Origin of the sequence: Rhizobium sp. NFR07 (genome assembly GCF_900111905.1) — a bacterium.
Lineage (GTDB): Bacteria > Pseudomonadota > Alphaproteobacteria > Rhizobiales > Rhizobiaceae > Neorhizobium.
This window is the reverse complement of sequence record NZ_FOKM01000009.1, coordinates 149885-168793: the sequence shown is the minus strand read 5'-3', so window position 1 is coordinate 168793 and position 18909 is coordinate 149885. Positions and strand designations below refer to the sequence as shown.

At 62.7% G+C, this 18909-nt stretch carries 16 protein-coding genes; 6 read left to right on the top strand and 10 right to left on the bottom strand.

The annotated features are described in order from the left end of the window. Nucleotides 1–17: 17 nt before the first annotated feature. On the bottom strand, nt 18–725 hold the full coding sequence (locus BM216_RS19665; protein ID WP_093000902.1) for a glutathione S-transferase N-terminal domain-containing protein: 708 nt from the start codon (nt 723–725) through the stop codon (nt 18–20). Nucleotides 726–823: 98 nt separating this feature from the next. Further along, a complete protein-coding gene (locus BM216_RS19660; RefSeq protein ID WP_177230842.1) occupies nt 824–1303 on the bottom strand; it encodes an SMI1/KNR4 family protein in 480 nt (159 codons plus the stop codon). 140 nt (nt 1304–1443) lie between these two features. Between BM216_RS19660 and BM216_RS19655 the strand changes: the two genes are divergently transcribed. Then, nucleotides 1444–1884 (top strand): YciI family protein, encoded by a 441-nt coding sequence (locus BM216_RS19655; protein WP_093000900.1) that lies wholly within the window; start codon nt 1444–1446, stop codon nt 1882–1884. After that, nucleotides 1881–3140: an RNA polymerase sigma factor gene (locus BM216_RS19650; RefSeq protein WP_093000899.1), complete on the top strand. Its 1260-nt coding sequence runs from the start codon at nt 1881–1883 to the stop codon at nt 3138–3140. Before BM216_RS19655 ends, BM216_RS19650 begins: the two co-directional genes overlap by 4 nt. Nucleotides 3141–3173: 33 nt before the next feature. On the opposite strand, the gene BM216_RS19645 is transcribed toward BM216_RS19650, so the two are convergent. The 6 genes from BM216_RS19645 to mqo form a co-directional block, all read right to left on the bottom strand. Then, a complete protein-coding gene (locus tag BM216_RS19645) occupies nt 3174–4130 on the bottom strand; it encodes a TadE/TadG family type IV pilus assembly protein (protein ID WP_093000898.1) in 957 nt (318 codons plus the stop codon). A 174-nt stretch (nt 4131–4304) separates the two neighbouring features. Beyond that, the gene (locus BM216_RS19640; RefSeq protein ID WP_093000897.1) at nt 4305–6152 is read right to left on the bottom strand and encodes an ABC transporter ATP-binding protein; all 1848 of its coding nucleotides are present in this window, start codon (nt 6150–6152) and stop codon (nt 4305–4307) included. Nucleotides 6153–6371: 219 nt separating this feature from the next. After that, complete coding sequence (locus BM216_RS19635; protein WP_093000896.1) at nt 6372–6755, bottom strand: response regulator; 384 nt, start codon at nt 6753–6755, stop codon at nt 6372–6374. A gap of 3 nt (nt 6756–6758) precedes the next feature. Further along, nucleotides 6759–8762 carry a GAF domain-containing protein gene (locus tag BM216_RS19630; RefSeq protein ID WP_143102803.1) on the bottom strand — a complete coding sequence of 668 codons (2004 nt, stop codon included), beginning with the start codon at nt 8760–8762 and terminating at the stop codon, nt 6759–6761. 233 nt (nt 8763–8995) lie between these two features. Beyond that, nucleotides 8996–10213, bottom strand: coding sequence for a cytochrome P450 (locus BM216_RS19625; RefSeq protein WP_093000894.1), 1218 nt, complete (start codon nt 10211–10213; stop codon nt 8996–8998). Nucleotides 10214–10370: 157 nt separating this feature from the next. Further along, on the bottom strand, nt 10371–12035 hold the full coding sequence (mqo, locus tag BM216_RS19620) for a malate dehydrogenase (quinone) (RefSeq protein ID WP_093001009.1): 1665 nt from the start codon (nt 12033–12035) through the stop codon (nt 10371–10373). Nucleotides 12036–12301: 266 nt separating this feature from the next. On the opposite strand from mqo, the gene BM216_RS19615 reads away from it, so the two are divergent. The 4 genes from BM216_RS19615 to BM216_RS19600 all read left to right on the top strand — a co-directional run bounded on the left by BM216_RS19615 (nt 12302) and on the right by BM216_RS19600 (nt 15971). Beyond that, the gene (locus BM216_RS19615; protein WP_093000893.1) at nt 12302–13327 is read left to right on the top strand and encodes an ABC transporter substrate-binding protein; all 1026 of its coding nucleotides are present in this window, start codon (nt 12302–12304) and stop codon (nt 13325–13327) included. Beyond that, nucleotides 13324–14376, top strand: a complete 1053-nt coding sequence (locus BM216_RS19610) for a FecCD family ABC transporter permease (RefSeq protein ID WP_093000892.1) — start codon at nt 13324–13326, stop codon at nt 14374–14376. The genes BM216_RS19615 and BM216_RS19610 overlap by 4 nt, the downstream gene beginning before the upstream one ends. After that, a complete protein-coding gene (locus BM216_RS19605) occupies nt 14373–15134 on the top strand; it encodes an ABC transporter ATP-binding protein (protein WP_093000891.1) in 762 nt (253 codons plus the stop codon). The genes BM216_RS19610 and BM216_RS19605 overlap by 4 nt, the downstream gene beginning before the upstream one ends. Nucleotides 15135–15506: 372 nt before the next feature. Continuing rightward, entirely contained in the window at nt 15507–15971 is a 465-nt protein-coding gene (locus tag BM216_RS19600; protein WP_093000890.1) for an SRPBCC family protein, read from the top strand. Between the two features lie 77 nt (nt 15972–16048). Here the strand turns inward: BM216_RS19600 and BM216_RS19595 are convergent, their stop codons facing one another. Beyond that, nucleotides 16049–17590 carry a cation:proton antiporter gene (locus BM216_RS19595; protein WP_093000889.1) on the bottom strand — a complete coding sequence of 514 codons (1542 nt, stop codon included), beginning with the start codon at nt 17588–17590 and terminating at the stop codon, nt 16049–16051. Between the two features lie 107 nt (nt 17591–17697). Further along, a complete protein-coding gene (locus BM216_RS19590; protein ID WP_093000888.1) occupies nt 17698–18906 on the bottom strand; it encodes a GGDEF domain-containing protein in 1209 nt (402 codons plus the stop codon). Between the last annotated feature and the right edge of the window lie 3 nt (nt 18907–18909).

The following is an 18909-nucleotide window of genomic DNA, read 5'->3' as shown; positions in this document are numbered from 1 at the left end:
TCCGCGATTTCAGCAGTTCAGCCGGGGCGTTTTGGAATTTCCAGGCCGCGCTGGACAGCAGGGCGGGCGAGGCCGCGTTCCAGCCATTTCGGCACGTTCTTCAACTCGTCATAGGCAACCAGTTCACCGGCGCCGTAGAAGCCGATCAGGTTGCGCACCCAGCCGAGCATGGAAATGTCGGCGATCGTGTATTCGTCGCCCATGATCCAGTCGCGGCCTTCGAGCCGGGTTTCGAGAACGCGGATCAGGCGGGCGCTTTCCTTGGCGTAGCGGTCGCGCGGGCGCTTGTCCTCGTAGTCCTTGCCGGCAAATTTGTGGAAGAAGCCGAGCTGGCCGAACATCGGGCCGATGCCGCCCATCTGGAACATCACCCACTGGATCGTCTCGTAACGCGCGCCTGGGTCGGCGGGCAGCAGCTTGCCGGTCTTTTCTGCGAGATAGATCAGGATCGCGCCGCTCTCGAACAGCGCCAGCGGCTTGCCCCCAGGGCCGTTCGGATCTAGGATGGCCGGGATCTTGCCGTTCGGGTTGAGCGCCAGATATTCCGGCGCCCAGCTCTCGTCGGCACCGATATTGATGAAATGCGGCTCGTAGGGGAGGCCGGTTTCTTCCAGCATGATCGAGGCCTTCACCCCGTTCGGCGTCGTTGCCGAATAGAGCTGCAGGACGCTTGCGTCCTTCGGCGGCCACTTGGAGGTAATGGGAAAGGCGGAGAGATCGGTCATGGGGTTTCCTCGGATTTGCCGGTCTGGCATGCGACTATAGTGACCGGCACGGATGGCGACAGTATCGTTATTCCAAACACAGAGTTCATCTGATTGCGTCAATCATCCTCGATCCGCAGGTCGCTGACGAACTGGGTGAAGCTCGGTGAATAGGAGGTCACCAATCCGTATTCCTCAGCTTCTTCCAGTGGCTCGGGATCGCCTTCATAGGCAACTAGTTCATGATCGAGCATGAAGATTTCGCCTAGTCGATCCTGCCTCGTGCAGATCATTATCGAGTTGCCGCCGGCATCATTGCCGATGATCAGCAATTCGTCCGGGAGAGGATAGGAACTGGGTTTCGTGAATTCTCGATCGATCTCGGCCACATCGCACATATGCCTGATCGTCAGATCGCGTCCTTCTGCGTCGAGATAGACAACGGGTGGGTCAAAGACCAACCCACCACCGGATTGCTTCAGGAATCGCTTCAGATCGGCTGGGAGGGTAGCTCCGATCTTGGCTTCCAACGCGGCGATCTCATCTTCGCCGGCGGCCCGCCCGCCCTCGTTTCGGATGGCTGCCGCGAATTCTTCCAATGTCATAAAGCCTATCCTCCTCACCATGAATGTTGAAACAACGAGATAGCTATGGTGCCTGCGCGCCTTGGCAAGATTTTCTGATGCATGCTGTCGGTTCTGCCGCTACTTCTTCGTCTTGAACGGAGAAGGAGAGAACGATGCTTTACGCCATCCTGTGTTATGCCCACGAGGAGACCGTCTTTGCCTGGTCCAAGGAGGAGGAGGCCGCGGTCATGGAACGGCTCTATGCGGTGCAGGAGCCGCTGATGAAGGCCGGCAAGCTCGGCCCGACCGGGCGGCTAATGCCGACGACGGCGGCGACAACCGTGCGCAAGGGCAAGTCTCAGTCGGACGCCAGGGACGAGGCGCTGGTTCTCGATGGCCCGTTTGCCGAGACGAAGGAAGTGCTGCTCGGCTTCTATACGGCCGAATTCGACAGTCTCGACGAGGCGGTGGCCTTCGCCAAGGATCTGTCGGCCGTCAATCCGGGTTCGAGTTCCTACGAAATCCGGCCCTTCTACGTCTTCCATCCCGGTGAAATAAGGGCGGGCGAAATCACGACGACCGACTCCAGGACGGGCGAGGGTGGCTCGTCATGACCGACCTTGCCTGGATCGAACTGGCTCTGACGGCGGCGCGGCCGCAGGCACTCGGCGCGTTGCTGCGCTATTTCCGCGATCTCGATACGGCCGAGGAGGCGTTTCAGGACGCCTGCCTGCGCGCCATCCGCACCTGGCCGGACAAGGGGCCGCCGCGCGATCCCGCCGCCTGGCTGATCTTCGTCGGCCGCAACAGCGGCGTCGACCAGATCCGCAAGCGGGCGAAGAACGATCCGCTGCCGGAAGAGGCGGCCTTTTCCGACCTCTCCGATGCGGAAGAGGATATCGCCGACCGGCTCGACAATGCCCATTACCGTGACGACATCCTGCGGCTGATGTTCATCTGCTGTCATCCCGACCTGCCGAATACGCAGCAGATCGCGCTCGCGCTCAGGATCATATCCGGGCTTTCCGTCCAGCAGATCGCGCGTGCATTTCTCGTCTCGGAAAGCGCGATGGAGCAGCGGATCACGCGGGCAAAGGCACGCGTCGCCAAGGCCCAGACGGGCGAGGGGGCGGTCGCCTTCGAGGCGCCGGATGTGCATGAACGCGCCGAGCGGCTGAAGACGGTCGCGGCTATGGTCTATCTCTTGTTCAACGAGGGTTATTCGGCGGGCATTGCCAATCCCGACAGCGCCGCCTTCTGTGACGAGGCGATCCGCCTGTCGCGCCTGCTGCTGCGCATCTTTCCGGCGGAACCGGAAATCATGGGCCTCTGTGCCCTCATGCTCCTGCAGCATTCCCGTGCCGGCGCACGCTTCGACGCGGCGGGTGAGATCGTGCTGCTGGAGGAGCAGGACCGCATGCGCTGGGATCGAAAGCTGATCGACGAGGCGCTTGCCATGCTGGACAAGGCGATCCGCCACCGCAAGCCCGGTCCCTACCAGGTGCAGGCAGCGATTTCGGCACTGCATGCCCGTGCGGCTCGGCCCGAAGATACGGACTGGGCCGAGATCACGCTGCTCTACGAGTTGCTGGAGCGGCTTTCGCCGTCACCGGTGGTGACGCTCAACAGGGCCGTGGCGCTATCGAAACTCAGCGGCGCCGATGCCGCGCTCGACATGATCGGGCCGCTTGCCGAAAAGCTCGACGGTTATTTCTATTTCCATGGCGTGCGGGGCGGGCTGCTCCTGCAGGCCGAGCGCCGGGCGGAGGCGAAGGTCGCATTCGACCGGGCCATCGCGCTCGCCAACTCCCCAGCCGAATGCGCCCATATCCGTCGGCAGATCGACAGGCTGGGCGAAGCGGCGGGTTAATTGCCGCGAGCGGGACAAGCGCCGACAACAAGCCTATTTCGTCAGCCTTACATATTCTCCGTTCGGAGCGCAGATCGCCTTGGCGGTGTAGAAGAAGTCCTGGCGGTCGAAGCCGCCGCCGTCTTCCCAGGCGTGCTTGGTCTCTTCGTCGCAGCCGAGAATTCGTTCCAGCGGGCTCGCCGATCCCTTGGGCATCTGCACGCCATCAACGAAGAGATAGTGGCTGGTATTCGGATCGTCGGTGCGCAGCGTGCTGTTGTAGCGCATCAGGCTGTCGTAGTCCTTGTCCTTCTTGACGGCCTTGGTGCAGGTGATCTTCTGGCTCGAAACGCTCGCCCGGTATTCGAGCGGACAGCCGTCACCCTTGACCTCCATCTTGAGGATGAGCTTGGAATATTTGCCGAGGTCGAAAGCCGAGCCCGAAGAGACCGTCATCGGGCCCTGGCCCCCATCCTTCTGCGTTTCCGGCTGGTAGATGACGGTGCCGATCACTTCCTCGGCGGTGCTGCCCGGCCTGACGACCATGATCGAGACCTTCTTGTACCACCATCCCTGTGCCTGGGTTGGCGTGAAGGTCACCGATTTCGGCTTCATCGGCGCGATCGCCGAGGCGGCGACGCCGACCGGCGTGGTCGTGACGCCGACCATGCCCATGAAGGTGTTGGGGGAGCTTCCATCGATAGAGACCTGAACGGTCTGACCGCTCATGGAAATATTGTAGGTCGCGCCCTTGGGAAGATCGGGAGCGTAGCCCTTGAGGAATTTCTCCGCCGCCGCCTTGGCCGCATTGGCGTTGGTGCCGTCATAGATACGCGCACCGGCGAGTGCTGCGGCGTCCGATATCCCCTGAATGTTCGTCCGCGTGATGGATGCGCTCGACAGGTCGATGACCGAGCCGCCGGCGATGATCAGCGGAAAGGCGAGAAGCGCCGTCATCATGCCGAAATTGCCGCCGCGGTCATCCATCAAGCGTTTTGTCAGGTTTCTCATATGCCCCACCGAAATTCACCGTCTGTGGGTTGATATCTACCTGATAGCTCTGAATATTTGCCCAATCGGTGAGGTATATTTCACCTAACCTGCATTGCTGCAAATTTACTGAAATTCTAAAGTAGTGAGGGTGAAATTCCGCTGTGCCGCGGGATTTGCGCGCACACATCGTGCTCAGTCGTTGCCGATATAACCACCGGTCTGGCGCTTCCACAGGCGCGCGTAAAGCCCGTCGAGTGCGAGCAGTTCGCCCGGCGTTCCCATCTCGATGATACGGCCTTTGTCGAGAACCACGATGCGGTCCATGCTGGCGATCGTGGAAAGGCGATGGGCGATGGCGATGACGGTCTTGCCCTTCATCATTTCGGCGAGGTTCTCCTGGATGGCGGCCTCGGATTCGCTGTCGAGCGCGGAGGTCGCCTCATCAAGAACCAGGATCGGCGCGTTCTTGAGCAGGACCCGGGCGATCGCGATGCGCTGCCGCTGGCCGCCGGACAGCTTTACGCCCCGCTCGCCGACAAAGGCCTCGTAGCCGGATCGTCCCTCCTTGTCCCTGAGATCGGTGATGAAGCCATGGGCATGGGCGGCGGCCGAAGCCTGCTCGATCTCCTCGCGGGTGGCGTCGGGCCGACCGTAGCGGATATTGTCGCCGACCGAGCGATGCAGCAGCGAGACATCCTGGGAGATGACCCCGATATGCTGGCGCAGGCTTGCCTGGGTAACCTTGCGGATATCCTGCCCGTCGATCAGTATTTCGCCGCCATTCAGGTCGTAGAAGCGCAGCAGAAGATTGACGAGCGTCGTCTTGCCGGCTCCCGACAGGCCGACCAGTCCGACTTTTTCGCCGCCGGAGACGGTGAGGTTGAGCCCGCCTATCACCGGCTTGTCCCGGTGATAGGCGAAATCCATGGCGTTGAAGCGGATCTCGCCCTTGTCGACCAGAAGCGATTTTGCATTCGCGGCATCGGTGATCGTCGGCGGCGTGGTCATCACGGGCATGGCGTCGCGCAATGTGCCGACCGCCTGGAAGACCTGGTGGCACATGTCGAGGAAGGAGCGGGCATTGGCCTGCATCCGGTTGCCGAGATAAAGGGCTGCGACGAACTGGCCGGTGGTGATCGCGCCGGTCGTCATGTTCCAGAAGCCGACGGCCAGCATGGCGATCCACAGGAGCGCATTGACGGCAATCAGCGTGGTGCCGGTCGTCAGGTAGACGCGGCGCTCCCTCTGCTGGCTGTCTATCGCCTCGCCGAAGACCTTGCGCAGCGCGCCGGCCTCGCTGTCCTCGGCGGCGAAATGCTTGACCATCTGGATGTTGCTGTAGAGGTCGGTCATGGCGCCGACGACGAGACTGCGTTGGCGGGCCGTGCGCTTGGAGCGCTCTGAAAACAGCGGCACGGCGCGCATGGTGATCAGCCCGATCGCGATCATCCAGACGAGCGCCGTCAGCCCGAGTTGCCAGCCGAGCGAGGAGAGAAGAACCAGCGTACCGATGAACTGCAGGAAGAAGGGCGGCACCGTCTGGAAGGCGACGACGAGTTGTTGCTGGACAGCGGTCGCAACCTGGGAAAGACGCGAGGCGACCTGGCCGGCGAAAGTATCGTGAAAGAAGCCGATATCCTGGCGCTCGACGGCCTTGTGCCCCTGCCACTGGATCGCGAGAGGAAGGCTGACGGACGCGACCTGGGACGACAGCGTGTTGGCGATGAAGGCGAGTAGCGGGACCGTGGGGAAGAGAAGCACGGCCATCAGGACGAGAAGCGGCCAGTCCTCGGCGAGAAAGCCGGTGGCGCCCTTTGCGGTCACGCCGTCAACGATGACCGAGAGCTTGAAGATGAGGAAGAGATTGATCGCCTCGACCAGCATCGCGAGAATGGCGATCGGCGCAAGCGCTCGCCCGAACATCCTGAAAAAATGCCACAGCAGTGCGAATGGCCCGCTTGCCGGCAGCGGGCGGTAGGGAAGGTCGAGGGGCTGGACTATCGTCTCGAAGGGACGGAAAACACGATCTGAAAAGGTCATTGTGCCGGGACGCTCGAAGTTCGATTGACGATTCGGGGTGGGCTGCAATGAATATATTCAACCATGGATCGTGCCGGGTAGGCACCCTGCAAAATCGGATTGCAGCCTACATGCCGTCGTTCGGGCGTTCCGCAGGCGGTCTAAGGGTCTGAGCGAAAACGATGAGGGCTTAGCGCAGCGCCGTGGATTGGCGCCGGCGAGCGGTCGCGAGGATCGCGGTCAGTTGATCGCCGCCATCCTCGTCATCTCCGCGGCCACCTTTTCGGTGTCGTAGGGCTTTGAGAAAAACACGCTGCGCACGGGCAGGGCGTCATCGGTCAACCGCATGTGGCCCGAGGTGACGATGATCTCGATCGGCGGCCAGCGGTCGCGGATGGCCGCGGCGAGCTTCAGGCCGTCCATGCTGCCCGGCATGTCGACATCCGTGAAGACGACGCGAATGTCGGAACGGCTTTCGAGAATGGCGACGGCCTCGTCGGCGCTCCAGGCTTCCACGACTTCAAAGCCGGCATCGAGCGCAAGGTCCACCGCCATCATCCGCTGCAACGGCTCGTCCTCGACGACGAGCACCACGGGCTTTGCGATCGGCGTTGATTGTCCCATAAGTCAGTTTGCCTGCTGTAGTTGCTGGAGCGACGCCGACATCTCCGCAGAGAAACCCGGCGCTTCATAACGAACAACAACGCCGCCTGTTCCGATAAGTCCCATTTCAATCAGTTTGGAGCCGAAGCCCTTTCGCCGCGGCTGCGTCGGCACTGGCCCGCCGGATTCGCGCCAGATAAAGGTCAGGCGCGGCTCGGTATCGCTCTCATCGATCGACCATTGCACACTGACTGTACCTTCGGGCACAGACAGCGCGCCGTATTTCAGCGCATTGGTGCCGAGTTCATGCATCAAAAGGCCGGTCGACAGCGCGCCGCGAGGACCGAGCATCACATGCGGGCCTTCCATCTTCAGGCGGCCGGGCATGGCGAGCGTCTCGTCCAGCCCTTCGACGATGGTGCGCATCGTCGCACCGCCCTGGTCGTGGATCAGGATGTCGTGGGCCTTGCTCAGCGCGAACATCCGCTTTTCGAAGCTCTCGACATGGCTGCGCTCCGTCACCGGCCGCAACGTCTGTTTGGCAATCGCCTGGATCATCGCGAACGTGTTCTTCAGGCGATGGCCCATTTCGCGGTTGAGCGTCCGTTGCTCGCTTTCGGCCTGAAGCCTTGCCATCGCCACCTGGACGCGGTCGCCGAAACTGCGCACGAAGGCCAGCTCCTCCTCGCTCCACTGATAGGGATGGTCGTGATGGACGAAGGCCAGCAGGTTGAAGCGGCCGTGATCGAAAATCGGCAGGTTGACGAAGACACGGATGCCGAGGGCGATCAGTGCGTCGGCCCTGTCGGCCGTACGCGGATCGGTCGTGACGTCAGAGACGACGACCGGCCTGCCTTGCTTGAGGTCCTCGATATAGGATCCGTAGTCGCGCAGCTGATAGGTGCCCGCAAGCGCGTCGGCGCCCGGACGATGCCACTCGGACTGGATCGTCACGGTTTCGTTCGCCTGTTCGACGAAACCGAAGCCTGCATGGGTGGCATCGAAGGCCTTGCCCATCAGGTCCGAGGCAACGAGGGCCATGTCCGATATGTCTTCCAGATCGCGCAGCCGGTCGCCGAGATCGAGAAGTGCGGCCGTTCTCAGTGCGGCACGCTTCAATTCGGTAATGTCCTGGGCGGTGCCGAGCATTCTGATCGGCCGGCCCTCTTCGTCGCGCTCGAAGACCGCGTTGCGGCTGATCCAGCGGATTCCCTGGCTTGTCGTCCTTATCCGGTATTCGACATTGGTCTCCGCCGAACCATCGGCACGACTTTCATGGGTGGATTGGATACCCCGGTCGGAAGGGAAGAGGAGCGTCTCGAACATGCTTGCCGGATAGGTGAGCTGGACCGGCACGTCGAAAAGGCGGCAGAATTCGGCGGATACGGTGGCCACGCCCGTCGCCACATCGATCTCGAATGTTCCGATGCGACCCGCTTCCTGCGCGGCGATCGCCTTGTTGACGTGGGAGCGGATCGTCGCCGACATATTCTTCTGGCGGCGGAATAGAACGTCCTTGCGATTGGACATCCGGCGGTATTCCAGAAGCGCTATGACCTGGCGGGAGAGGGCGGCGAGCACCTTCTGCTGCGATTGCGTCAGGCCATCCGGTCGCGGCTTTGTGTCGATGACGCATAGCGTGCCGATGGTGATGCCATCCGGTCCGACGAGCGGCGCACCCGCATAGAAGCGGATATGCGGCGGCTCGGTCACCAGTGTGTTCTTCGCCGTCCTCGGATCAAGCGTCAGGTCCGGGATGATCAGCAGGTCGGGGCTGGCAAGCGAATGGGCGCAGACGGATTGCTCGATCGGCGTCTCGCAGGCCTCGAAGCCGACGCGCGCCTTGAACCATTGGCGGTCCTTCTCGATCAGGCTGACGAGCGCAACAGGCGTCTCGCACGCCTCCGAGGCGACGAGCACGATGTCGTCGAATTCAGGCTCCGGCGGCGTGTTGAGGATGTCGTAGTCCTCGAGAAGCTCGAGGCGTCGGGTTTCTTCGATATCGTCTTGATCAGTCGGCGTAGGCAAGGTCGGTCGGGCCTTCCTGGTTGCGCTGTGTCGCAGGCCGGGCCTCCGCACTTTCCGATACCTGATTTAGCAGAATTGAAGCTGCCGACAATGGTACGCCAGCGTACAAAACGAGGCATGTCGAGCTTACGGGAAAAACGGTGAGCCGTCTCCGGAAAAAAGGCCGAAGGCACAAGGACCGGTCACCCATACAGGTGCCCGGTCCCTGCTTCTCTCAGAGCTTTGGGAGTAGCCTAAGAGAGTTTTACCGGCATGTTGGTTATGCGGCGGATGCCGGCATGGCCGATGACTGTCGGATAGTCCCCGTCAATGGCGAGCTGGGGCGCGCGCTCGAGCAGCACTCTCAATGCCTCTTCGAGTTCGATCTTCGCGAGAGCCTCGCCAAGACATCTGTGCGCGCCGCCGCCGAAAATCGGATGCCATTTCGCCTGTGGTCGGAGAATGTTGAATCGGTCGGGTTCTTCATAGAGCTCCGGATCCCGCATGCCGGACGCCAGCATCAGGGTAACGATGCTGAAGCGTGGCAATAGATAGCCATCGAAAACGAGATCGTTGGTGGTGATGCGCGTCAGGCCACCGACGCTCGGTTCGTAACGTAGTGCTTCGGCAACGGCGCCGGGAATACGCTCGGGCTCGTCCAGCAGTAATTGCCACTGTTCGGGATGTTGGAGGAGAAGCGAGGTTTGGATTACAATGGCAGCACGGGTGGTATCGCTGCCGCCGATGATCAGGGTGACCAGCTGTAACACGGTTTCCAGGGCGGTCAGGTCGTTCGCCTCGTCAACGGATATGAGATAGTTGCTGATGAAGTCGTCGGCGGGTTCTCGGCGGCGTCTGTCGATCTGATCCTGCGTATAGGCCATCAGCTGACTGGCGGCTTCTTCGATTACAGGAAGTTCCGATTGCGACCATGCACCTGTCGTTATCTTCGACGCCGTATAAACAAGGTCCGTGAAGTGCGAGATATCCTCGTTCGGAAGGCCGAGCATGCTGGCGATCGTAATCGCGGGGATGAGCGAGGCGAAGTCATCGCGAAGGTCGAAGCGACCCTTGAGCATAGGGGCGTCCAGTGCCGCGTTGACCGTCTTCCTGATCCGCGGCCTCAGCTCCTCGACCATCCGGTAGGAGAAGGTCCGAGCCACAGGCGAGCGCCGGGAGCGGTGCGTCTGGCCGTTGGATGTCAGCATGCCATTGGAAAACAGATCCCAGATGGGGCCTGAAGTTACCCCGCGGCTTGCAATGTATTCGGTTTCCATCTGCCGCGCCTTGCTCTCATCGTAGAGTGTCGCCATGTCTTTGGCGCGCAGCATGAGATACACACCGTCCGGCCGGCGGATAAAAGGCACTTGAGGTCGGTAGGTACTGAAGATTTCGTGCGGTTTTGTTTCGAGTTCCTCGAGCGAAACCTCCGGAACATCGAGCCGCACTTCGGTAAATTGCTGATTGTACATGTCGCACCTCCTGGTCGAGGGCGATCAGACAGATGCGATCTGACAGGTTTCTTTCACCCATGTCGGTTCGAGTTGCAAATGTCACGGGCCGCAAATGCGAACGGCCCCGCTCTCGCGGGGCCGTCGTATCATTCGTGGATGCCGGTGTCGGTTCGGCTCAGAGAGCGATATCCGGAACGCGCTTGACCTCGCCGGCCGGCGTCGCCGTACCCGGCTTTCCATAGGAGGCCGGATCGATCTGCGGAGCGTTGATGGCGAGCTGCAGGCGTTCCTCGGTTGCTGCCCATTCCTTGGCCAGCATGTCCGGGTTCTCGTTCAGCTTGGTGCCGTAGCTCGGCACGATCTGGTGGATCTTGTCCTGCCATTCCGGCGTCTTGAGCTTTTCGGCAAACACCTTCTTCAGGACGTCGAGCATGATCGGGGCTGCCGTCGAGGCACCCGGCGACGCGCCGAGCAGGGCGGCGATGGTGCCGTCCTCGGAGGCGACGATCTCGGTGCCGAGCTTCAGCATGCCGCCCTTTTCCGGGTCGTTCTTGATGATCTGGACGCGCTGGCCGGCCTGCCAGAAACGCCAGTCCTCAGCCTTGGCATTCGGGAAGTAGGTCTTCAGCGCGTTCAGGCGGTCCTCGTCGGACATCATCAGCTGGCCGGCGAGATACTGGACGAGCGAGAACTCGGCAGTGCCGACCTGGGCCATCGGCCAGATGTTGTCGAGCGTGACGGAGGCCGGCAGGTCGAACAGCGAGCCTTCCTTGAGGAACTTCGTCGAGAAGGTCGCGAAGGGTCCGAACAGGATGTGGCGCTTGCCGTCGAAGACGCGGGTGTCGAGATGCGGCACCGACATCGGCGGAGCGCCGGTCTCGGCCTGGCCATAGGCCTTGGCGAGGTGCTGGTTGACGATGTCCGGGTTGTCGCAGACGAGGAAGGAACCACCGACCGGGAAGCCGGCATAGGCGTCGCCTTCCGGAATGCCGGACATCTGCAGGAGCGGCAGCGCGCCGCCGCCGGCGCCGAGGAAGACGAACTTCGCCTTCAGCGTCGTGGAGGTGCCGCTCTTGCTGTCGTCGAACGAGACGCTCCAGGTGCCGTCGTCATTGCGCTCGATGGCGGTGACTTCCGAATTGGTGCGCAGCGTGAAGGTCTGCTTGCCCTTGAGGCTCGTGACGTACTGGCGGGTGATCTCGCCGAAGTTGACGTCGGTGCCGAGCGGGCTCCAGGTGACGGCCAGCTTCTGGTTCGGGTCGCGACCTTCCATCATCAGTGGAACCCACTTGGCGATCTGGGCGTGATCGTTGGAGAATTCCATGCCGGCGAACAGCGGGCTCGCCTTCAGCGCCTCGAAGCGCTTGGCCAGGAACTCGGTGTTCTGGTCGCCCCAGACGAAGCTCATGTGTGGGGTGGAGTTGATGAAGGAGCGCGGCTCCGTCAGGACGCCGACATCGATCTGGTGGGCGAGGAACTGGCGGGTGATCTGGAACCACTCGTTGATCTCGATCGCCTTGGTGATGTTGACGTTGCCCTTGGCATCCATCGGCGAATAGTTGAGCTCGGCCAGCGCCGAGTGGCCGGTGCCGGCATTGTTCCAGCCGTTGGAGCTTTCCATCGCTACGTCATCGAGGCGTTCGATCATTTCGATCGACCAGTTCGGCTCGAGCTCGGAAAGGAGAACGCCAAGGGTGGCGCTCATGATGCCGCCGCCGATGAGCAGGACGTCGATGGTCTTTTCGGAGGAGGTCTGGGCCCAGGCCGGGAGCGAGGTCACGCCGACTGCGGCCGCGCCACCGGCTGCGGAACCGAGAAGCTGGCGGCGGCTGAGGCTCATGGAACCGGCTGCGTTGGCGGAAGCGGAATTCTTATTGATCTTGGAAGGCAACGGCGACCTCGATTGTTGGTTTGCGTTCCTCCCGCGGCGGTCCTTAAGCGAAAGATGTTTTAGCCGCAAGAGGCCGTTGCGGCATTTTGCCGGTATGACGTCGTGACGCATTCGTGGCATGCGACGAAATATGAGGCAAACAATCTTGTTTTGCTTCCGGGGCGTGGCTATAGGGCGCGGGCGCAGTCTCGCGCCAACAATCAGGAAACACTCTCGTGACCGTTTTGAAGTCTCTTCTCGCTGCTTCGGGCCTGTGTGCTGCACTGGGGCTCGCTGCCACAAGCTCCGCTCAGGCCGCCACCCAATATCCGCTGACGATCGAAAACTGCGGTGCGTCGGTGACGTTCCAGCAAGCGCCGGAACGGGCAGTGGGCCTCGGCCAGAACAGCGCGGAAATCATGCTTCTGCTCGGCCTTGAAGACAAGATGGTCGGCACCGCCTTCTGGCCGAGCAAGGTCCTGCCGCAGCTCGAGGCCGCCAATGCCAAGGTGAAGCTGCTCACGGTCGAATTCCCGACCTTCGAAAGCATCCTGGCGCAGAACCCGGATTTTGTCGCGGCAGCGCTGCCGAGCCTGATCGGCCCGACCAGCAAGGTCGCCAAGCGCGAGGATTTCGACAAGGTCGGCGTGCCGTCCTACATCTCGCCCAGCACTTGCCTCTCCACCGAGAAGGTGAAGAACGAATATGGCAGCCGCGACCAGCTGTGGAACATGGACCTGCTCTACAAGGAGATCGCCGAGCTGTCGCAGATCTTCGACGTCGCCGATCGCGGTGACGCGCTGATTGCCGATTTCAAGAAGCGCGAGGCGGCCCTGCGCGCCAGCGTTTCCGCTGACGGCAAGAAGCTTTCCTATGTCTTCTGGTTCTCCAGCCCGTCGCCGACCGCCGACGCCTATCTCGGCGGCAAGAACGGTGCATCCGGCTTCATCGCCGACGTGCTCGGCGGCAAGAACGCGATCGATGCCGAAGCCGAATGGCCGACGCTCGGCTGGGAGGGCATCATTGCCGCCAACCCCGACGTCATCGTCGTCGCCAATCTCGACCGCAACCGCTGGGAACTCGACAAGCCGGACGCCAAGATCAAGTTCCTGACCACTGATCCGGCCGTCAGCCAGATCACGGCCGTCAAGAACAAGGCGATGGTCGTGATGGACGGACAGGCGATGAACCCGACCGTTCGCACCATCTATGGTGCCGAGCAGGTGGCCGAGCAGCTCAAGGCACTCGGTCTCTTGAAGTGAGCGAAACGACCCGCCCAGTCTGGTCACGGGGCCAGCAGCTTGCCGCATTCGCGGCGCTGCTTCTGGCTTCGCTTGCCGCCATCGCGCTGGTCGTGGGCGCGAGCGTGGGGATCGGCGACCTGCCGATCCCGCTTGCGACCACCTATGCGGCGATCACCAACCGCCTCGGCTGGACGGCGATCGAGCTCAACCGCATCCATGAGACGGTGATCTGGGATTACCGCCTCAGCCGTGCGCTGGTCGCCGCCTTCTGCGGCGCAGGCCTGGCTCTGTCGGGTGCCATCATGCAGTCGCTGTTGCGCAACCCGCTGGCCGAACCCTATGTGCTCGGGATATCCGCCGGCGCCTCGACCGGGGCGGTGGCGATCGTCATTCTGGGGATCGGTGCGGGCACCGTGTCGCTTTCGGCCGGTGCCTTTGCCGGCGCATTCGCGGCCTTCTTCTTCGTGGCGCTGCTCTCCAACGGCACGCGGGGAGGGGCGGACCGCACCATTCTTGCCGGCGTCGCGGCCTCGCAGCTCTTCAATGCTGCGACCTCCTACATCGTCACCACGTCGGGCAATGCGCAGCAGGCGCGTGACGTGATGTTCTGGCTGCTCGGCAGTTTCGGCGGCGTGCGCTGGCCGGAATTCATGCTGGTCTCGGTCGTCGTCGGCGCCAGCCTCGTCGCCTGTCTCTTTTATGCGCGGGTGCTCGATGCCTTTGCCTTCGGCGACGAGGCGGCGGCCTCTCTCGGCGTCAATGTCGGCCGGGCGCGGATCGCACTCTTTGCGCTCACCGCCGTGATGACGGCGACGATCGTCTCGATGGTCGGCACGATCGGTTTCGTCGGCCTCGTCGTGCCGCACGCGGCGCGCTTCGTCGTCGGGCCGCTGCATATCCGGCTGCTGCCGGCCTGCGCCATCGTCGGCGCTATCTTCATGGTTCTGGCCGACATCGCCTCGCGGGCGCTGATCCCGCAGCAGGTCCTGCCGATCGGCGTCGTGACGGCACTTGTTGGGGTGCCGTTCTTCTCCGTCATCCTCTATCGTTTCCAGAGGGCGTCATGAGCATCAAGGCCGACAATCTCATCTGGAAGATCGGTCGCAAGACCATTCTGGACGGCGTCTCCTTCGAGGCACAGCCGGGGCAGATGCTTGGGCTGCTCGGGCCGAACGGCTCCGGCAAGACCTCGCTGCTGCGCCTTCTCGCCGGGTTGAAGAAGCCGCATTCCGGTCGCGTCACGCTGGACGGCAAGGACATCAAGAGCATCGGCCGCCGCACGATGGCGCAGCGCGTCGCTTTCGTCGAGCAGCATGCGACGACCAATTCCAACCTGCGGGTGATCGACGTCGTCAAGCTCGGGCGGTTTCCGCATCGCACGATGTTTTCCGGCTGGTCGCAGGCGGATGACGATGCGGTGGCGGAAGCGCTCGACCGCGCCGGCATGACGGAGAAGCGCGACGAGCGCTGGCAGAGCCTGTCGGGTGGCGAGAAGCAGCGGGCACATATCGCCCGCGCGCTGGCGCAATCGCCGAAGGAACTGATCCTCGACGAGCCGACCAACCATCTCGACATCCAGCACCAGATCAGCCTGATGCGGCTCGTCTCCGGCCTGCCGATGACCAGCATCATCGCGCTGCACGACCTCAATCACGCGGCGATGTTCTGCGACCGACTGATCGTCATGCAGCGCGGGCAGATCGTCGCGTCCGGCGCGCCCGAAGAGATCGTGACGCAGGAGCTGCTGCGCGACGTGTTTTCGGTCGATGCCCGGGTCGAGACCTCGCCGCATCACGCGCGGCCGCATATTCACTATCTGCGGTAATTCGAGCGGCTACGGTGAAAGGTCGACCGCCTAGACTGCTGACAAAGCTGTAATCGATCATGAGGCTATAACGCTCCTCATTCCTGTGCTCGTCACAGGAATCCAGCCACGGCGCGTCTGCGCCGTGAGAAGACTCTTTCCGCCCAAGGACTTGGGCTATTGGATTCCTGTGACGAACACAGGAATGAGGGAGAGTCGGACTGCCGATGGAGGCCAAAGCAGGCCTTTGGCTCGCTGAACCGCTGGCTATGCGAGCTCTATCAGCAGCCTAAGCTATCAGAAAAAATCTCTCGTCTTGTCGGTTTTTCGACTCGTCCTTCGTCCTAGGTTCAACATCCGATGCGATGCTGATGAAACACAGGGAGACACGACATGACCGACACCCTCTACAAGCTGCAGCTCACCCGCGAATTCGATGTGCCGGCCGAGAAGCTCTACAAGGTCTGGACGACGCCGGAGCGGTTCGGCGAGTGGTTCTGCCCGCTGCCCTGGGAGGTGACGGAGGCGCGTTCCGACCTTCGCCCGGGCGGCGAGAGCTTTGTCCTGATGGAAGGACCGAACGGCGAAAAGGTCCCCAATCCCGGCGTCTATCTGGAAGTTGTGCCGGGCCGCAAGCTGGTCTTCACCGACGCTTACACGGCTGGCTGGGTGCCGTCTGCGAAGCCGTTCATGACCGGTATTCTGGAGTTCGAAGACCTCGGCGGCGGGCGTTCGCGCTATACCGCGACGGCGGTCCACTGGAACGAGGAAGACATGAAGGCGCATCAGGAGATGGGCTTCGAGGAAGGCTGGGGCACCGTCGCCGGCCAGATGGCCGAGGTCGCCAAAACGATGTGAAATCTTGAGTCCCCGCAAGGGGTTGGCCCGGTGCGCTGATGAAGTGATTCATCGCTGCCGGACCATTTCGTGCCCTCTCAGGTCTCTTCGATGCGCCGATCCTCTTCCGGCAGGACGGAGAGTTCGCGCCAGTCGATCTCTTCGAGGAAGAGATTGTATTCGTCGACGGTGAGGCGGTTGTCCTCGCGCAATTCCTCCAGTGCCTCGCGCTGGGCATTGATCGCTTCCAGCGCCAGACGGCGGTAGTTGGAAAGGGCGGCGGCGCCTTCGGCATGCAGATTGCCGTGCTTTTCCAGCTTGAAATTGCTGCGCAGCAGCTCCGCTTCCGGACCGTCTTCATGCTCAAGCTTCATGAAGCCGGCCCTTGCGATATGGGCGCGGATCTTTGTCAGTTCGCGCAGGCCCTCGTCGCGGCGGTCGAGGCCGAGCCAGCGGATCAGCGGCACCAGCGTCAGGCCCTGGGCAACGAGTGTCGCGAGCACGACGGCGAAGGCGGCGAGCACCACCATGTCGCGCTGGGGGAAATCGGCGGGCAGGGCGAAGGCGGTGGCGAGCGTGACGAGGCCGCGCATGCCGCACCAGCCGGCAAGGGTCGCCTGCTTGATCGTGGCGGGCTCCGGGCGTCCGGCGCGGTGGGCGTAATAGGCATGGATGCGGTTGAAGCCGATGCAGACCGCGAGCCGAACGACGATGACGGTGACCACGACCAGAAGCGCGAAGGTGATAGCCTCGCCGAGATGGCCCGGCTGCATGTCGGTGAGGATAGCGCGGGCCTGCATGCCCATCAGCAGGAAGGCCATGACATTGAGGACGAAGACGGCGGCGCTCCAGACGGCATAGGACTGCACGCGCATGCGGGCCGAGGAACGGGATTCCGACATCTGCGCAAGCGTCATGCCGCAACAGACGACGGCGAGCACCGCCGACAAGTGGAGGCGGGTGGCGATGATCCAGAGCAGGAAGGTCTGGGCGAACTGCATGACATTGCCGCCGAGCGTGCCGCTGACCGAACGGGTCAGGCGCCGGATCATCCGCGCGGCAAGGATGCCGAAGATGATGCCGCCCGGCACGGCAAGTGCCAGATGCAGCCCGACCTCGGCATTGAGATGGCCGGCCGACTGCACGGCGAGCGCGGCATCGAAGATGAGCAGGGCCGCTGCATCGTTGAACAGGCTTTCGCCGCGCAGGATCGTATCGGTCTCGCGCGGGATCGACATGGTCGACAGCATGGCGGTCGCCGCCGCCGCATCCGGCGGGGCGACGATCGCGCCGAGCACGACGGCGGCTGCCACCGGCAGGCCGGCAAAGGCCCAGCCGACCCAGGCGACGGTGGCCGCGGTGACGGCCACGCCGCCGATCGCGAAGACGAGCAGAGGCAGCCAGAACCGTTTGGCGATGCCGACCGGGAAATCGAAGGCGGCATCGAGCAGTGCCGGCGCGATGAACAGCGCGAGCGCGGTGGCGGGGTCGATGTTGATGACAGGTGTGCCCGGAATGAGTGCCGTCGCGGCGCCCGCAAGCGCCAGCATGGACGGGTAGGGGGCACGCAGCCGCCGGGAAAGCTGCAGAAGGACGATGGCGACCAGCATGAGGACGAGAAGGCTTTCGAAGAAACTCATGCTTTCCCCTCTCGATGAGTGATCCCGCGCGACAATGTAGCGCGTGGCCGGTTGCTGGCCAGCATTATCCTTGCGGAATAGCAGGTTATCCCGTCCAAGCCGCGGCCTTATGCCCGTCCGGCGGCGACCGATTGGTTGCCAGACAGTGTCGCCACGCGGTTACGGCCGGTGTTCTTGGCCGTGTAGAGCGCGCCGTCTGCCTCGGTCATCAGGTCCGTGTTGCTCTTCTGCCGGTCGTCATCGCGGTAGGCGAGGCCGATGCTGGCGGTGACCAGCCGGCGGATCTTTAGCGGGTGGGAGGCGGCGAGCGCCTGGATGTTGGCGCGGATCAGTTCGGCGACGTCGAGCGCTCGCTGGTGGCTGAGATCGGTCAGCACGACGACGAATTCCTCGCCGCCGAGTCGGGCGACGAGATCGACCGACGGCTGGACGCTGCGGCGCAGTGCGTCCGCGACAAGGACGAGGCAGATGTCGCCGTCACCGTGGCCGTGGTTGTCGTTATAGGACTTGAAGTGGTCGACATCGACGATCAGCACGGCGCAGCGGCCGGAGGTGCGGCGCAGGAATTCCATCAGCCGGCGACGGTTGGCGAGACCGGTCAGGGGATCGGTCATGGTCTGCGCCGTCAGTTCCCGGTTCTCCTCCTCGAGGACGGACCCGCGTGCGGCAAGCGCATCGGTCAGATGCCGGTTTTCCTGCAAAAGCTTGAAGGCCAGCGTCATCTGCTCGCCCATGCTGTGGGACATGATGGCCAGTGCAACGCTGAGAGTGGCCGAGGCGAAGGCGAGGATCTTGCCGTATTCGACATCGCTCACGGCGAGCGCGACGGCGAAGAAGATGAAGACCGGCACCTGGAAGAGGTTGAAGGCTGGCCGGTAGATGACCGCCGGGATGGTGACGGTGACGCCGCCCATGGCGATGCAGCAGACCACCAGCGTCTGGTGGTGATCGCCGTTCAGGAGCAGCCAGCCGCCACCCACACCCCAGCAGGTGCCGGAGCAGAAATGCACAAGGCGGACGAAGCGCGACCAGGCGACCGGTGACCACCGATAGGGCGACCAGGAAAGCCGCTGCCAGCGTATGAGACCGTTTTCGGGGCGCATCGCGGTGGTGCCGATATGAACGAAGGCGATCACACAGGTGATGGCGAACCAGAGGATGAGCGAGAATTGAAGCTTCGTCGACCAGTAGGTCAGCACGACGATTGCCGCGCCGAAAATGCTCATGACGGATTGCGGGGCGCCCTTGTAGAGCGCCTCCATCTGCATGGCGAGCAGGCTTGATTGCCTGTCGCCGTCCTGCGCCAGTTCACTCATAGC

Excerpts from the sequence above, each read along its gene's own strand:
- BM216_RS19635 (WP_093000896.1), bottom strand. The coding sequence starts at position 6,755 with ATGGGACAATCAACGCCGATCGCAAAGCCCGTGGTGCTCGTCGTCGAG.
- BM216_RS19640 (WP_093000897.1), bottom strand. The coding sequence starts at position 6,152 with ATGACCTTTTCAGATCGTGTTTTCCGTCCCTTCGAGACGATAGTCCAG.
- BM216_RS19605 (WP_093000891.1), top strand. The coding sequence starts at position 14,373 with ATGAGCATCAAGGCCGACAATCTCATCTGGAAGATCGGTCGCAAGACC.
- BM216_RS19665 (WP_093000902.1), bottom strand. The coding sequence starts at position 725 with ATGACCGATCTCTCCGCCTTTCCCATTACCTCCAAGTGGCCGCCGAAG.
- BM216_RS19595 (WP_093000889.1), bottom strand. The coding sequence starts at position 17,590 with ATGAGTTTCTTCGAAAGCCTTCTCGTCCTCATGCTGGTCGCCATCGTC.
- BM216_RS19655 (WP_093000900.1), top strand. The coding sequence starts at position 1,444 with ATGCTTTACGCCATCCTGTGTTATGCCCACGAGGAGACCGTCTTTGCC.
- mqo (WP_093001009.1), bottom strand. The coding sequence starts at position 12,035 with ATGAGCCTCAGCCGCCGCCAGCTTCTCGGTTCCGCAGCCGGTGGCGCG.
- BM216_RS19625 (WP_093000894.1), bottom strand. The coding sequence starts at position 10,213 with ATGTACAATCAGCAATTTACCGAAGTGCGGCTCGATGTTCCGGAGGTT.
- BM216_RS19650 (WP_093000899.1), top strand. The coding sequence starts at position 1,881 with ATGACCGACCTTGCCTGGATCGAACTGGCTCTGACGGCGGCGCGGCCG.
- BM216_RS19590 (WP_093000888.1), bottom strand. The coding sequence starts at position 18,906 with ATGAGTGAACTGGCGCAGGACGGCGACAGGCAATCAAGCCTGCTCGCC.
- BM216_RS19645 (WP_093000898.1), bottom strand. The coding sequence starts at position 4,130 with ATGAGAAACCTGACAAAACGCTTGATGGATGACCGCGGCGGCAATTTC.
- BM216_RS19600 (WP_093000890.1), top strand. The coding sequence starts at position 15,507 with ATGACCGACACCCTCTACAAGCTGCAGCTCACCCGCGAATTCGATGTG.